Source organism: Haloparvum alkalitolerans (assembly GCF_050122995.1).
In the GTDB taxonomy this organism is placed as follows: domain Archaea; phylum Halobacteriota; class Halobacteria; order Halobacteriales; family Haloferacaceae; genus Haloparvum; species Haloparvum alkalitolerans.
This window is the reverse complement of sequence record NZ_JBNLIA010000013.1, coordinates 1-12562: the sequence shown is the minus strand read 5'-3', so window position 1 is coordinate 12562 and position 12562 is coordinate 1. Positions and strand designations below refer to the sequence as shown.

Annotated in this window: 14 protein-coding genes and 1 tRNA gene; 13 read left to right on the top strand and 2 right to left on the bottom strand. The window is 71.8% G+C overall.

Features of this window, described 5'->3' with window-relative positions; genetic code table 11:
* The first annotated feature begins 33 nt into the window (after window positions 1-33).
* The 5 genes from ACQE3L_RS12280 (at window position 34) to ACQE3L_RS12260 (ending at window position 5721) form a co-directional block, all read left to right on the top strand.
* Window positions 34-1134 (top strand): NAD(P)-dependent oxidoreductase, encoded by a 1101-nt coding sequence (locus ACQE3L_RS12280; RefSeq protein WP_426964122.1) that lies wholly within the window; start codon window positions 34-36, stop codon window positions 1132-1134.
* A gap of 118 nt (window positions 1135-1252) precedes the next feature.
* The gene (locus ACQE3L_RS12275) at window positions 1253-2080 is read left to right on the top strand and encodes an MBL fold metallo-hydrolase (RefSeq protein ID WP_058366349.1); all 828 of its coding nucleotides are present in this window, start codon (window positions 1253-1255) and stop codon (window positions 2078-2080) included.
* A 199-nt stretch (window positions 2081-2279) separates the two neighbouring features.
* Complete coding sequence (locus ACQE3L_RS12270) at window positions 2280-2633, top strand: Hsp20/alpha crystallin family protein (protein WP_426964120.1); 354 nt, start codon at window positions 2280-2282, stop codon at window positions 2631-2633.
* A 3-nt stretch (window positions 2634-2636) separates the two neighbouring features.
* A complete protein-coding gene (locus ACQE3L_RS12265; protein ID WP_426964119.1) occupies window positions 2637-4310 on the top strand; it encodes an ABC1 kinase family protein in 1674 nt (557 codons plus the stop codon).
* 79 nt (window positions 4311-4389) lie between these two features.
* Window positions 4390-5721 carry a dihydroorotase gene (locus ACQE3L_RS12260; protein WP_426964118.1) on the top strand — a complete coding sequence of 444 codons (1332 nt, stop codon included), beginning with the start codon at window positions 4390-4392 and terminating at the stop codon, window positions 5719-5721.
* Between the two features lie 333 nt (window positions 5722-6054).
* Here ACQE3L_RS12260 and ACQE3L_RS12255 read toward each other — a convergent pair.
* Window positions 6055-6139 (bottom strand) — tRNA-Leu (locus ACQE3L_RS12255).
* Window positions 6140-6253: 114 nt separating this feature from the next.
* On the opposite strand from ACQE3L_RS12255, the gene ACQE3L_RS12250 reads away from it, so the two are divergent.
* Window positions 6254-6424, top strand: a complete 171-nt coding sequence (locus ACQE3L_RS12250) for a hypothetical protein (RefSeq protein WP_426964117.1) — start codon at window positions 6254-6256, stop codon at window positions 6422-6424.
* A 21-nt stretch (window positions 6425-6445) separates the two neighbouring features.
* Here ACQE3L_RS12250 and ACQE3L_RS12245 read toward each other — a convergent pair whose 3' ends face one another.
* A complete protein-coding gene (locus ACQE3L_RS12245) occupies window positions 6446-6784 on the bottom strand; it encodes a ferredoxin (RefSeq protein WP_426964116.1) in 339 nt (112 codons plus the stop codon).
* Window positions 6785-6974: 190 nt separating this feature from the next.
* On the opposite strand from ACQE3L_RS12245, the gene ACQE3L_RS12240 reads away from it, so the two are divergent.
* The 7 genes from ACQE3L_RS12240 to ACQE3L_RS12210 all read left to right on the top strand — a co-directional run bounded on the left by ACQE3L_RS12240 (window position 6975) and on the right by ACQE3L_RS12210 (window position 12185).
* Window positions 6975-8201 carry a translation initiation factor IF-2 subunit gamma gene (locus tag ACQE3L_RS12240; RefSeq protein WP_426964114.1) on the top strand — a complete coding sequence of 409 codons (1227 nt, stop codon included), beginning with the start codon at window positions 6975-6977 and terminating at the stop codon, window positions 8199-8201.
* Between the two features lie 135 nt (window positions 8202-8336).
* Complete coding sequence (locus tag ACQE3L_RS12235) at window positions 8337-8684, top strand: DUF188 domain-containing protein (RefSeq protein ID WP_058366412.1); 348 nt, start codon at window positions 8337-8339, stop codon at window positions 8682-8684.
* Window positions 8685-8691: 7 nt separating this feature from the next.
* Window positions 8692-9267, top strand: coding sequence for a DNA-directed RNA polymerase (locus ACQE3L_RS12230; protein ID WP_058366345.1), 576 nt, complete (start codon window positions 8692-8694; stop codon window positions 9265-9267).
* Window positions 9267-9464 carry a transcription elongation factor subunit Spt4 gene (gene spt4 / locus ACQE3L_RS12225; protein ID WP_426964113.1) on the top strand — a complete coding sequence of 66 codons (198 nt, stop codon included), beginning with the start codon at window positions 9267-9269 and terminating at the stop codon, window positions 9462-9464. The genes ACQE3L_RS12230 and spt4 overlap by 1 nt, the downstream gene beginning before the upstream one ends.
* A gap of 13 nt (window positions 9465-9477) precedes the next feature.
* Window positions 9478-10047: a GTP-dependent dephospho-CoA kinase family protein gene (locus ACQE3L_RS12220; protein WP_426964112.1), complete on the top strand. Its 570-nt coding sequence runs from the start codon at window positions 9478-9480 to the stop codon at window positions 10045-10047.
* 119 nt (window positions 10048-10166) lie between these two features.
* Entirely contained in the window at window positions 10167-10478 is a 312-nt protein-coding gene (locus ACQE3L_RS12215) for a 30S ribosomal protein S24e (protein ID WP_058366342.1), read from the top strand.
* Between the two features lie 12 nt (window positions 10479-10490).
* On the top strand, window positions 10491-12185 hold the full coding sequence (locus tag ACQE3L_RS12210) for a bifunctional N(6)-L-threonylcarbamoyladenine synthase/serine/threonine protein kinase (RefSeq protein WP_426964110.1): 1695 nt from the start codon (window positions 10491-10493) through the stop codon (window positions 12183-12185).
* Window positions 12186-12562 lie beyond the last annotated feature (377 nt).

Below are 12562 nucleotides of genomic sequence, written 5' to 3'. Positions count from 1 at the left end.
TTCTTTTATGTCGGTCGTCGTCCCAGCGTGGGTATGGTCGACACGCTCGGCGTACACGGTTCGGTCGACGCGGTGTTCCCGCCCGCGACGCTGTGTGAGTACCTCGCGGACGCGGCGGCCGCCGACGGCCTCGACGTGACGGTCGGGGTCGTCCCCGATTCGAAGGAGGGCGCGTACGGCGGCGGCTCCACCGACGCGACGGGCGAGAACGGCGACGAGACGGGGGACGGTGCCGACGACGCCCCGCCGTCGCTCTCGCTCGCCGACTGCGACGCGCTGGTGACGTTCGCGTACGACGCGGCGTTCCTCGAGACGGACCTGGAGTGGGTCCACTCGGTGCAGTCGGGGGTCGACCGGTTCCCCTTCGACCGCTTCGAGCGCGAGGGGGTCGCGCTCACGAACTCGAACGGCATCCACGGCGACTCGGTCGGCGACACGGTGGCGGGCTACATGCTGGCGTTCGCGCGCCGGCTCCACGTCTACCGCGACCGGCAGCGCGAGCGGGAGTGGTCGTGGCCCGCCCACGACGAACCGTTCTCGCTGCGCGGCGAGCGGATCTGCGTCGTCGGCCTCGGGGGGCTCGGCCGCGGCATCGTCGCCCGCGCGGACGCGCTCGGGATGGACGTGGTCGGCGTCAAGCGCACGCCGACGCCCGTGGAGGGGGTGAACGAGGTGTACCCGAGCGACCGACTCCACGAGGCGGTCGCGGACGCGCGGTTCGTCGCGCTCGCGGTGCCGCTGACGCCCGCGACGGAGGGGCTGATCGGCGCCGCCGAGTTCGCGGCGATGCGGTCGGACGCGTACCTGATCAACGTCGCTCGCGGCGGCGTGGTCGACCAGGAGGCACTGGTCGCGGCGCTGGAACGGGGGGACGGCGCCGGGAAGGAGAACGCCGACGACGCCGGGGCGGGTGACGCGGCGGACGCCGGATCCGGCATCCGCGGCGCCGCGCTCGACGTGTTCGCGGAGGAGCCGCTCCCCGAGTCGTCCCCGCTGTGGGACCGCGAGGAGGTGATCGTCACGCCCCACGCCGCGGCCGCGCACCGGGAGTACGGGGAGCGCGTGGGCGCCATCGTCGCCGAGAGCCTCCGGCGGCAGACGCGCGGCGAGGGGTACGCGAACCGCGTGGTCTAGTCGGGCGGGTCGCCGGCGATCCGGTCTCGGCCCGCGATCGCCACGACCCGCAGTCGCCGCGACTCCCGGTCGCCGCGACCCCCGACACTAAGAGCCAGCGCGTCCTCGGACCCAGCGTATGCGGGTCACGCTCCTCGGCACGGGCGACACGACGGGGACGCCCACGGTCGGGTGCGACTGCGACACCTGTGTCGCCGCCCGCGAGCGCGGCGTCTCCCGCTCCCGGTTCTCCGTTCACGTCGAGAACGAACGCGCGGGGAAGTCGCTGCTGGTCGACTTCAGTCCGGACTTCCGGGGGCAGTTCCTCGACAACGACGTGCCGCTGCCGGACGCGGGCGTCGTCACCCACATCCACTTCGACCACCTCGACGGGCTGGGGAACGTCTACCGCGTCTTCGACGGGCTCCCGGTCCACGCCCCTGACGAGACCGACCCCGCGACCGACGAGAGCGTCGCGGAGACGATCCGTCGGAAGTACGACTACCTGGAGGACCGCATCGGCGTCCACGCGCGGCCCCCCCTCGAACCGTTCGAGGCGTGCGGGCTCGAGCTCACCTTCGTCCCCGTCGACCACCCGCCGCTGCGCTGTTACGGGCTCGCGATCGAGGACCCCGAGACGGGGGCGAAGCTCTCGCTGTCGGGCGACACGAGCTACGACGTTCCCGACGCGTCCCGCGAGGCGCTCGCGGACCCCGACCTCCTGCTGGCGGACGCCATCGTCCCGGCGTCGCTGTGCGATCACCACCCGCTCGGCGGGCGCCACGAGGGCCCCGACGGCGTCCCCCGGACGTTCGGCACGAAGCACATGACGCGGGAGGGCGCGCTCGCGCTCGGCGAGGACCTGAACGCCGACGAGACGCGGCTCGTCCACCTCGCCCACTTCTACCCGGCCGACGAGGCGTTCGCGGAGCCGCTCGCGGTCGACGGCGAGACGCACGACCTCTGACCCCGGTCGAGAAACCGGCCCGCTTGGTGAGGGACGTTTGCCCGTTTATCGCGCGCTGCCGCGTGGTCGCGGGGCGGTGGGTGGGGCTTTCTGGGTGGTGCCGTTCCAAGACCGGGATCGGCGACCGAGACAGAAGCGGCTCCGTAGCGCTCCGCGTGTCGACCCCACCCTTTTTCGACGCGCCACCCCAAGTGCGGGTATGTCTGCTTTACGCGACGCGCTTCGGGACCTTCCGGAAGCCGTGTTCGCGGACCTGCTGGAGTCCGACGACGCGTATCTCGTGGTCCTCGACCTGCCCGGCGCGACGAGCGAGACGACCGACGTGGTCGCCGAGGGCGGCCGCCTCGTGATCGAGGCCCGCCGCGAGAAGCGGACCCCGGAGGCGTTCCGCTACGTGCGCGAGGACCGACCGCTGTTCCTGGACACGGAGCTGCCGCTTCCGCCGGACGCGGTCGGTGAGGAGGCGGACGCCGCCATGGACCGCGGGGTCGTCGAGGTGACGCTCCCCAAGCGCACGGACGGCGAGCGCCGGCAGATCCCGGTCGACGACTGACGGGTGGTCACGCTGGTCAACCTTCGCGCCTACTGGCGCTTCCTCGTCGTCGTCCGACGGTTCTCGCCGCTGATCGCCGCCTACTGGCGGGACCGCAAGCGGTTCCTGCTGTTCGGCGGGAGCCGGACCGTCGACGAGGAGACGCAGAAGGAGCGCGCCGCGGTGCTCCTGGACATCCTGTTGACGCTCGGCCCCACGTTCATCAAGCTCGGCCAGCTGCTGTCGACGCGGCCGGACATCCTCCCGCCCGCGTACATCGAGGTACTGGAGGAACTGCAGGACGACGTGCCGCCGGCACCGTTCTCGGAGGCGGAGACGGTGCTGGAGGAGGAGCTCGGTCCGGTCGCGGAGACGTTCGACGACTTCGACGACGACCCGATCAGCGGCGCCAGCCTGGGGCAGGTGTACCGCGCGACCTACGAGGGCGACGAGGTCGCGGTGAAGGTCCGCCGGCCGGGGATCGAGCCGCTCGTGGAGGCGGACCTGCGCGCGATCCGGTGGGGGCTCCCCCTCCTGAAGCGGTTCCTCGGCGGCGGCCGCGCGTTCTCGCTGGAGAACCTCGCGGACGAGTTCGCGGAGACGATCCGCGAGGAGATGGACTACCGCCGCGAGCGCCGCATGCTCGAGGAGATCGGCGAGGACTTCGCGGACGACGACCGGATCCGGATCCCGTCGTCGTACCCCGGCGCGTCGGGCCCGCGCGTGCTGACGATGGAGTACGTCCCCGGGACGAAGATCAACCGGGTCGAACAGCTCCGAGAGGACGGCCACGACCCGACCGTCCTCGCGGAGGCGCTCCAGCGCGCGTACCTGGGGATGATCGTCGAGGAGGGCGTCTTCCACGCCGACCCGCACCCCGGCAACCTCGCGGTCGACGAGTCGGGCGCGATCGTCTTCTACGACTTCGGCATGTCGGACACCGTCGACCCCTTCGTCCAGTCGAAGATCGTCGACTTCTACGTCGCCGTGGCGAGCAAGGACACCGACGCGATCCTCGACACACTGATCGAGCTGGGGACGCTCTCGCCGGAGGCCGACCGGCAGGTGATGGGCGAGGTGCTGGAGCTGGCCATCGCGGACGCCCGCGGCGAGGACATCGAGCAGTACCGCGTCAACCAGATCATCGAACAGGTGGAGTCGACCATCTACGAGTTCCCGCTGCGGCTCCCGCGGAACCTCGCGCTCGTGTTGCGCGTCGCGACGGTCGTGGAGGGGGTCTGCGTCACGCTCGACCCCGACTTCGACTTCATCGAGACCGCGACCGACTACCTGCGCGAGCAGGGCTACTACGAGGAGACGGCCCGCGAACTCGCCGAGGACGCCGGCGATCAGATCCAAGAGACGACGCGCGCGCTGTTCACCGTCCCGCCGAAGCTCGACGACACCCTCGACACCGTCAACCGCGGCGACCTCTCGGTGAACGTGACGCTGGAGGACGAGACGAAGGTCCTCGACAAGCTGGCGATGCGGATCGCCTACTCCGTCCTGCTGGCCGTGGGGGTGCTCTCGGCGACTATCCTCTACTCGTTCGCGGAGGCGTGGCGGCTCGCGCTGGTGGTGCTCGCGCTGTCGGCGCCGCTGGCGGTCGCGCTCTACCGCTCGTTCCGCAAGCGGCGGGGGATCCGCGCGAAGCCGCAGTTCACCAGACAGAGCATGCGGCAGCGCCGCGACGACTGAGGCGACTGCGGCGACTGCTCCGCCGACCGCACCGCGCCCGAACCCCGTTCGTTATGAGGCCTCCCGCCGACCCTCGCGTATGCTCATCACCGGCGCCGAGTTGGCGGACGGACGCGTGCGCGACGTGCGGGTCCGCGAGGGCGCGTTCGCCGCGGTCGAGTCGGGGCTCGAACCCGAACCCGGCGAGCGCGTCGTCGACGCCCGCGGGCGCACGATGCTCCCGGGCGCGGTCGACGTCCACGTCCACTTCCGCGAGCCCGGCGGCTCCCACAAGGAGACGTGGACCACCGGCTCGCAAGCGGCGGCCGCGGGCGGCGTCACCACCGTGGTCGACCAGCCGAACACCTCGCCGCCCACGGTCGACGGCGACGCCTTCGCCGAGAAGGCGGCGCTCGCCGACGGGAACGCGCTAGTCGATTACGGGATCAACGGCGGCGTCACCGCGGAGTGGGACCCCGACGCGCTGTTCGACGCCCCCCTCCTCGCGCTCGGTGAGGTGTTCCTCGCGGACTCGACCGGCGAGATGGGGATCGACGCCGACCTGTTCGCGGAGGCCGTCGCGGCCGCCGCGGAGCGCGACGTGCCCGTGACGGTCCACGCGGAGGACGCGACGCTGTTCGACGACGAGGCGATGGACGGCGACCTCGGCGGGATCGGCCGCGCGGCGGACGCCGACCGCTGGTCCGCCTACCGCACGGCCACCGCGGAGGCGGTCGCCGTCGAGCGCGCGATCGAGGCGGGGCTGGACGCCGGCGGCCGGATCCACGTCGCCCACACCTCCACGCCGGAGGGGATCGACGCCGTCGCCGAGGCGGCCGCGGACGGCGCCCCGGTCACCTGCGAGGTGACGCCGCACCACCTGTTCCTCTCGCGGGAGGACGCCGGCCGGCTCGGGACCTACGGCCGGATGAACCCGCCGCTCCGCGCCACGGAGCGCCGGCGGGCCGTCTTCGAGCGCCTGCGCGACGGCACCGTCGACGTGGTCGCGACCGACCACGCGCCCCACACGGTCGCGGAGAAGGAGCAGGGGCTCGCGGCGGCGCCGAGCGGCGTCCCCGGCGTCGAGACGATGCTCCCGCTCCTGCTGGCGTCCGTTCGCCAGGGCGACCTGCCGCTGGAGCGCGTCCGCGACGTGACCGCCGCGAACCCGGCCGCGATCTTCGGACTCGACCGCAAGGGCCGGATCGAGGCGGGCCGCGACGCCGACTTCGTGCTGGTGGACCTGGCCACCAGCCGCGAGATCGAGGCGGGTGCGCTCCACTCGAAGGCCGAGTGGACGCCCTTCGAGGGCTGGCGCGGCGTCTTCCCGGAGCTCACCGTCCGCCGCGGCGCGGTCGTCTACGAGCGCGACCCGGTGACCGGCTCCGAGTCGTTCGGCGCGCCGGAGGGGCGGAACGTCCGCGACACGTAAGGCCCGCGTCCGGGGCCGTCGCCGTTCGGCCCGTCGTCGTTCGGTCCGTCGCAGATCCCGCGGATCGCGTTCTGCCGGCTTCCCCACGAGGGTTCTGTCACTACTGTCGACCCTGCCGCTGGGGACAGCGCCATCCAGAAAGCCCCACTCACCGCCCCGCGACCGCACAGCAGCCTCGCGCCTCCCCGACCTCGCCCGGCCGCGGTCGCGCGACTGCGCCACCAGGCATCGCCACGGCACCGCAGCCGTCGCCGTACGAACACTTTTCGCGGATCCCGCAGAACTCCCGCCGTGAGTGCAGGCTCACCGCCTCAGCCACGAACGGTCGGAGAATGCAGGGGAAGGGATTCGAACCCTCGAACTCCTTCGAGAGCGGGTCTTAAGCCCGCCGCCTTTGGCCAGGCTCGGCCACCCCCGCGCGTTCTGAACCATCCGCGGGCGCGGGGAAACCGCTTTCGGTGCGGCGGAGACCGTCCGCCTGGCCGTCCCTCGCTCCGCCACCGATTTACGGGGCGGCCGCGAGGGGCTCTTTATGAACGCGACGGACGGCGGGTCGGTCGTCTGGCTGCTTGTCGCGCTCGGCGGCGCGCTGGTGGTCGGTGGTGGGCTGACCGGAGAGACGGCGCTGCTCGCGGCCGGCCTCGCGGCGGTGGCCGCGGGCGCCGCGCTGCTCTCGGTCGGGGACGCGGACGGCGGCGCCTGATCGGACGCCGGCGCCGACGCCCTACCAGTCGACCGAGAGCGTCCCGTCGCCGTGGGGGTCCGGCGCGATCTCCTCGTCGGTGCGGCGGTCGACGACGTGGATGATCCCCTGGTCCTTCTTCGCGGGGCACAGCTCCGCGGCGCGGACGTTCTCGGCCAGTTCGTCCTCGCCGACGTAGTAGGACTTCGGCCGCGCGAGCCCCGTGTCCAGGTCCAGCTCCCAGTTGTCCGACGCCTCGGCACAGCGCCCCGCCCCGAAGCACTTGTTCGCCTCGAAGACGATCTTGTAGGGCTTCTCCTCGACCGGCGGCCCCTCGCCGCCGAGGTCGCTCGGCTTCACCGGCTCGCGCTCCTCGCTCATGGTCGGATCGTCGTGTGCGGTCGTCTTTCGTCTGTCGGTCGCCGTCCGGGAGCGCGAGGGGCAGGCCGCCCGCGGTCGCTGCGACCGTCGAACCACGCGGCGGATCCGCAAGCCGCGACCGCACCGATAACAGCAACTTTATCACTCGCACGGGGCGAAATTCACGCAAGATTACTCTCACAGGAGGTCTATGGTGACACAACCTAACACACAACCGGAGGTGAACATCGGACTCGTCGGTCACGTCGACCACGGGAAGACGACGCTCGTACAGGCGTTGTCCGGCTCGTGGACCGACCAGCACTCGGAGGAGATGAAGCGCGGAATCTCCATCAGGCTGGGCTACGCGGACGCGACGTTCCGTCGCTGTCCCGGCGTCGACGAGCCCGAGTGTTACACCGTCGAGGAGGAGTGCGAGGACGGCTCCGAGAGCGAGGTCGTCCGCACCGTCTCGTTCGTGGACGCGCCGGGCCACGAGACGCTGATGGCGACGATGCTGTCGGGCGCGTCGATCATGGACGGCGCCGTGCTCGTCGTGAGCGCCACCGAGGACGTGCCGCAGGCGCAGACCGAGGAGCACCTGATGGCGCTCGACATCATCGGCATCGACAACATCGTCATCGCCCAGAACAAGGTCGACCTGGTCGACCGCGACCGGGCGGTCGAGAACTACGAGCAGATCCAGGAGTTCGTCGAGGGGACCGTCGCGGAGGGCGCGCCCATCGTCCCGGTGTCGGCCCAGCAGGAGGTCAACCTCGACCTGCTCATCGACGCCATCGAGACGGAGATCCCGACCCCCGACCGCGACCCGGACGCCGACTCCCGGATGTTCGTGGCGCGCTCGTTCGACATCAACCGTCCGGGCGCGACGTTCGACGAACTGGAGGGCGGCGTCGTCGGTGGCTCGCTCGTCGAGGGGACGCTGGACGTCGGCGACGACTTACAGCTCCGCCCCGGCCGCGAGGTCGAGGAGGGCGGCGAGACCCGCTGGGAGCCGCTGGAGACGAGCGTCCGCTCGCTACAGTCCGGCAACGAGCAGGTCGAGACCGCCTCGCCCGGCGGACTGCTCGGCGTCGGCACGGGGCTCGACCCCAGCCTGACGAAGGGCGACGCGCTGGCGGGGCAGGTCGCCGGCGAACCCGGCACGCTGCCGCCGACGCGCGAGGCGTTCGAGATGGACGTCGACCTGCTCGACCGCATCGTCGGCGAGGGGGAGGTCGAGGAGATCTCCACCGGCGAGCCGCTGATGCTCACCGTCGGCACCGCGACGACCGTCGGCGCCGTCACGAGCGCGCGCGGCGGCGAGTGCGAGGTGAACCTGAAGCGTCCGGTCTGTGCGGCCGAGGGCGCACAGATCGCGATCAACCGCCGCGTCGGCGCGCGGTGGCGGCTCATCGGCGTTGGGACGCTGAAGTAGGCCGTGGCGAGCGCCGACCCGGACCACGACGACACGGACGCAGACGGCGGGGCGTCGGAGCAGGACGCCGACGCGGTCGAGGCCGAGGCGGAGCCGGAGGCCGCCCCGACCGTCGCGCTCGACACCAGCGCCCTGATGGCGCCGGTGGAGGCGAACGTCCGGCCGTTCGAGGAGCTCGACCGGCTCCTCGGGGTCTACGCGGTCGTCGTGCCCGTGGCGGTGCTGGCCGAGCTGGACCGGCTCCGCGAGGGGGCCGGCGAGGAGGCGAAGGCCGCGAGCGTCGGGGCGGACCTGGCGCGGCGCGGCGAGCGGATCGAGACCGAGGCATCGTACGCGGACGACGCGCTCGTCGAACTGGCCGCGGCCGGCCGGGTCGACTACGTCGTGACGAACGACGGCCCCCTGCAGGACCGAGTGCTGGCGCGGGACGTACCAGTAATCGGTTTAAGGGGTCGGAACACACTGGCGATAACGGAACCATAGCCCACGCATGTACAAGCGAGTTCGACTCAAGGACACGGTGGAGGTGCCGCCAAAGCATTTGGCGGACGTCACCGACGACCGGGTGAAGGCACTCCTCCAGGACAAACTGGAAGGACGAATGGACGAGGACGTCGGGAGCGTCGTGAGCGTCATCGACGTACACGACGTCGGCGAGGGGGCGGTGCTGCCCAACCGCCCGGGCGTCTACTACGAGGTGGAGTTCGACGCGCTCACCTTCGACCCGGACATGCAGGAGGTCGTCGACGGGACGGTCGTCGAGACCGTCGAGTTCGGCGCCTTCGTCGGCATCGGTCCGGTCGACGGACTGCTCCACGTCTCGCAGATCACCGACGAGTACCTCACGTTCGACGGGGCGAACCAGCAGCTCGCCTCCTCGGACTCCGACAAGGTGCTCGGCGTGGACGACGCCGTCCGCGTGCGCGTCGTCACCAAGAGCATCGACGAGCGCAACCCGCGGGACTCGAAGATCGGGCTGACGGCCAAACAGCCCGGTCTCGGGAAACACGAGTGGCTGGAGTCGGAGCGCCGTCACCGCGAGCAGACGGGTGAGGAGGCCGACTGATGGCGGAGGACCGCATCGCCTGCCGGGAGTGCCACTACGTCAACGACCCCGACTCGCAGACGTGTGATCTGTGCGGCTCCTCCTCGCTGACCGAGGACTGGGCCGGCTACGTCATCATCAACCATCCCGAGGAGTCGGAGATCGCCACGGAGATGAACGTCTCCGAGCCCGGGTCGTACGCGCTGAAGGTCCGCTGACCGACCCGCGCCGATGCTCTCGCTACCGCGGGACCTCCGGGACGCGTTCAAGGAGCCGCTCGGTCCGGTGTACGCCGACGCCGAGCGGCTGATCGCGGACGCCGACGCCGCCCGCGAGGCCCACGCCGCGCCCGACGCCCCGCTGATCGCCGTGGGCGACGTGGTCACCTACCACCTCAGGAACGCCGGCCGCGAGCCGGACGTGGCGCTCGTGGACGGTAAGACCGAACGGGAAGAGGTGGCCGCCGAGATCCGCGAGGCGCTGGACGGCGCGGGCGAGCGGCGGGTCGTCGTCGAGAACCCCGCGGGCGAGCTCTCGCTGAAGCTGCTGGAGGCGCTCGGGAAGGCCCTCCTGGCGCCGGAACGGACCCTCATCGAGGTGATCGGCGAGGAGGACCTGGCGGCGCTGCCCGCCATCGTCGCGGCCCCGATCGGGTCGAGCGTGGTCTACGGTCAGCCGGGCGAGGGGATGGTCCGCGTCGAGGTGACGCCGGAGCAGGTGGACGACGCCCGGGCGCTGTTCCGCGCGCTGGACGGCGACGTCGACGGCGCGCTCGCGGCGCTGGGCGTCGCGGACGCGTGACCGGCAGGAGCCGGCGAGGTCCCGGCCCCGCGACCGCCGCGCTTGACGCGCGTCCGGCCGCGAGGGGGCCGCTTCGAAATCCTTTTACTGCTTTCGAAGGGACGTAGTGGTAACTGACTATGGACGTCGACATCATTTCCGAGGAGGAGAACCCGATGCTGCACCGTACGGACGTTCGATTCGAGATCGTTCACGAGGAGGCCACGCCCTCTCGCCTCTCCGTCCGCGACTCGCTGGCGGCCACGCTCGACAAGGGCTCGGACGAGGTCGTCGTCCACGAGCTCGACACGAAGTTCGGCATGCGCAAGACGGTCGGCTACGCGAAGGTGTACGACAGCGCCGAGTTCGCGACCGAGGTCGAGCAGGAGCACATGCTCGAACGCAACAAGATCGGCGCCGAGGACGCGGACGCGGAAGCCGAAGAGGCTTGATCGGCCAGCCGCATGATCGTTCTCGGCATCGAGGGCACCGCGTGGTGCGCGAGCGCGGCCGTCCACGACGCCGACGCTGACGAGACCGCGATTTTCTCCGACGCCTACGAACCCGAGAGCGGCGGCATTCATCCGCGCGAGGCGGCCGAGCACATGGCCGACGCGATCCCCGAGGTCGTCGACGAGGCGCTCGACTACGCCGAGGCGGAGTACGGCCCCGACAGCGTCGACGCGGTCGCCTTCTCCCGCGGTCCCGGCCTCGGCCCCTGTCTCAGGACCGTCGGGACCGCCGCGCGGGCGCTCGCGGGGACGCTCGACGTGCCGCTGGTCGGCGTCAACCACATGGTCGCGCACCTGGAGATCGGGCGCCACCAGTCGGGCTTCGAGAGCCCGGTGTGTCTGAACGCCTCGGGCGCGAACGCGCACCTGCTGGGCTTCCACGACGGGCGCTACCGCGTGCTCGGCGAGACGATGGACACCGGCGTCGGCAACGCCATCGACAAGTTCACGCGCCACGCCGGCTGGAGCCATCCCGGCGGGCCGAAGGTCGAGGCCGCGGCCGCGGAGGCCGACCCCGACGACCTGCTCGACCTCCCGTACGTCGTCAAGGGAATGGACTTCTCCTTCTCGGGGATCATGTCCGCGGCGAAGGCCGCCTACGACGACGGCGAGGCCGTGGAGGCAGTCTGCTTCTCGCTCCAGGAGCACGTCTTCGCGATGCTGACGGAGGTCGCCGAGCGCGCGCTCTCGCTGACGGGCGCCGACGAGCTGGTGCTCGGCGGCGGCGTCGGGCAGAACGACCGCCTGCGGGAGATGCTGGCGACGATGTGCCGCGAGCGCGGCGCCGACTTCCACGCGCCCGAGCCGCGGTTCCTGCGCGACAACGCCGGCATGATCGCGGTGCTGGGCGCGAAGATGGCCGCGGCCGGCGACACGCTCGCGGTCCCCGACTCCGCGGTCGATCCCGACTTCCGGCCCGACGAGGTGCCGGTGACGTGGCGAAGCGACGAGGCGGTCGCGCGGACGCCGACGACCGCCGCGAAGCCGGGGACGGGTACGGCCCCGACCTCGGACGTATCGCCCGGCGCAGCCGGCTGGACCGACTCCGCGAGCGACGCGTCCGCGAGCGGCGCCCCCGCCAATCGCGGTGCGGAGGCGGTCGTCGAACTCGTCGAGACGGACCGCGTGGTGAAGCGGCGCGTCGCGAAGGCGTACCGGCACCCGGAGCTGGACGCGACGCTCAGACGCGAGCGCACGACCGCGGAGGCGCGGCTCACCAGCGAGGCGCGCCGCGTCGGCGTCCCGACCCCGCTGGTCCACGACGTGGACCTCCCGAACGCGACGCTGACGCTCCAGCACGTCGGCGACGCGGACCTGGCGGCTGGGCTCTCGCCGGAACGCGCCCGCGAGGTCGGCGAGCACCTCGCGCGGCTCCACCAGGCGGGGCTGGTCCACGGCGACCCGACGACCCGGAACGTCCGCGTGGACGACGAGCGCGCGTACCTGATCGACTTCGGCCTCGGCTACCACTCGGGTCACGTCGAGGACCACGCCATGGACCTCCACGTCTTCGAGGGCTCCGTCTACGGGACCGCGACCGCGCCCGAGGCGCTGGTCGACGCGGTCGAGGAGGGGTACGCCAGCGTCGGCGACGCGGCCGTGCTGGAGCGACTGCGGACGGTCGAGGGCCGCGGCCGATATCGGTGAGCGGCTCGGGGTGACTCGACCGGTTCTGGCTACTATGGATCTGCTGCAGATCCTGCTGCTTGGGTCAGCAACATCCAGAAAGCTCCAGCCGGCTCTCCCTACGACGCGTTTTCTGTGTCTGCTACTGATCCTGCTGATCGGGACAGCACCACCTCGAAAGCCCCAGCCGGCTCGACCGGCCGCGGCACGCTCTGCGCTCCTCGCTCCCCGCACCGCTCGCTGCGGTGCTTGAGGCGCCGGGGCCGGATCGAGTCGGCTGCCCCTTTCAGTCCCACCCACCGCAACCGCACAGCACCGCGACCGCACCGCAGCCTCACGCCTCCCCAGCCTCGGTGGCGGCGCGGCCGCGAACCGCACCGCAATGCGGCCGCGCCGCC

Coding starts and splice junctions, on each gene's coding strand:
- ACQE3L_RS12245 (WP_426964116.1), bottom strand. CDS start 6,784: ATGAGCGAGGAGCGCGAGCCGGTGAAGCCGAGCGACCTCGGCGGCGAG.
- ACQE3L_RS12240 (WP_426964114.1), top strand. CDS start 6,975: ATGGTGACACAACCTAACACACAACCGGAGGTGAACATCGGACTCGTC.
- ACQE3L_RS12220 (WP_426964112.1), top strand. CDS start 9,478: ATGCTCTCGCTACCGCGGGACCTCCGGGACGCGTTCAAGGAGCCGCTC.
- spt4 (WP_426964113.1), top strand. CDS start 9,267: ATGGCGGAGGACCGCATCGCCTGCCGGGAGTGCCACTACGTCAACGAC.
- ACQE3L_RS12280 (WP_426964122.1), top strand. CDS start 34: ATGGTCGACACGCTCGGCGTACACGGTTCGGTCGACGCGGTGTTCCCG.
- ACQE3L_RS12215 (WP_058366342.1), top strand. CDS start 10,167: ATGGACGTCGACATCATTTCCGAGGAGGAGAACCCGATGCTGCACCGT.
- ACQE3L_RS12230 (WP_058366345.1), top strand. CDS start 8,692: ATGTACAAGCGAGTTCGACTCAAGGACACGGTGGAGGTGCCGCCAAAG.
- ACQE3L_RS12210 (WP_426964110.1), top strand. CDS start 10,491: ATGATCGTTCTCGGCATCGAGGGCACCGCGTGGTGCGCGAGCGCGGCC.
- ACQE3L_RS12235 (WP_058366412.1), top strand. CDS start 8,337: ATGGCGCCGGTGGAGGCGAACGTCCGGCCGTTCGAGGAGCTCGACCGG.
- ACQE3L_RS12270 (WP_426964120.1), top strand. CDS start 2,280: ATGTCTGCTTTACGCGACGCGCTTCGGGACCTTCCGGAAGCCGTGTTC.
- ACQE3L_RS12260 (WP_426964118.1), top strand. CDS start 4,390: ATGCTCATCACCGGCGCCGAGTTGGCGGACGGACGCGTGCGCGACGTG.
- ACQE3L_RS12275 (WP_058366349.1), top strand. CDS start 1,253: ATGCGGGTCACGCTCCTCGGCACGGGCGACACGACGGGGACGCCCACG.
- ACQE3L_RS12250 (WP_426964117.1), top strand. CDS start 6,254: ATGAACGCGACGGACGGCGGGTCGGTCGTCTGGCTGCTTGTCGCGCTC.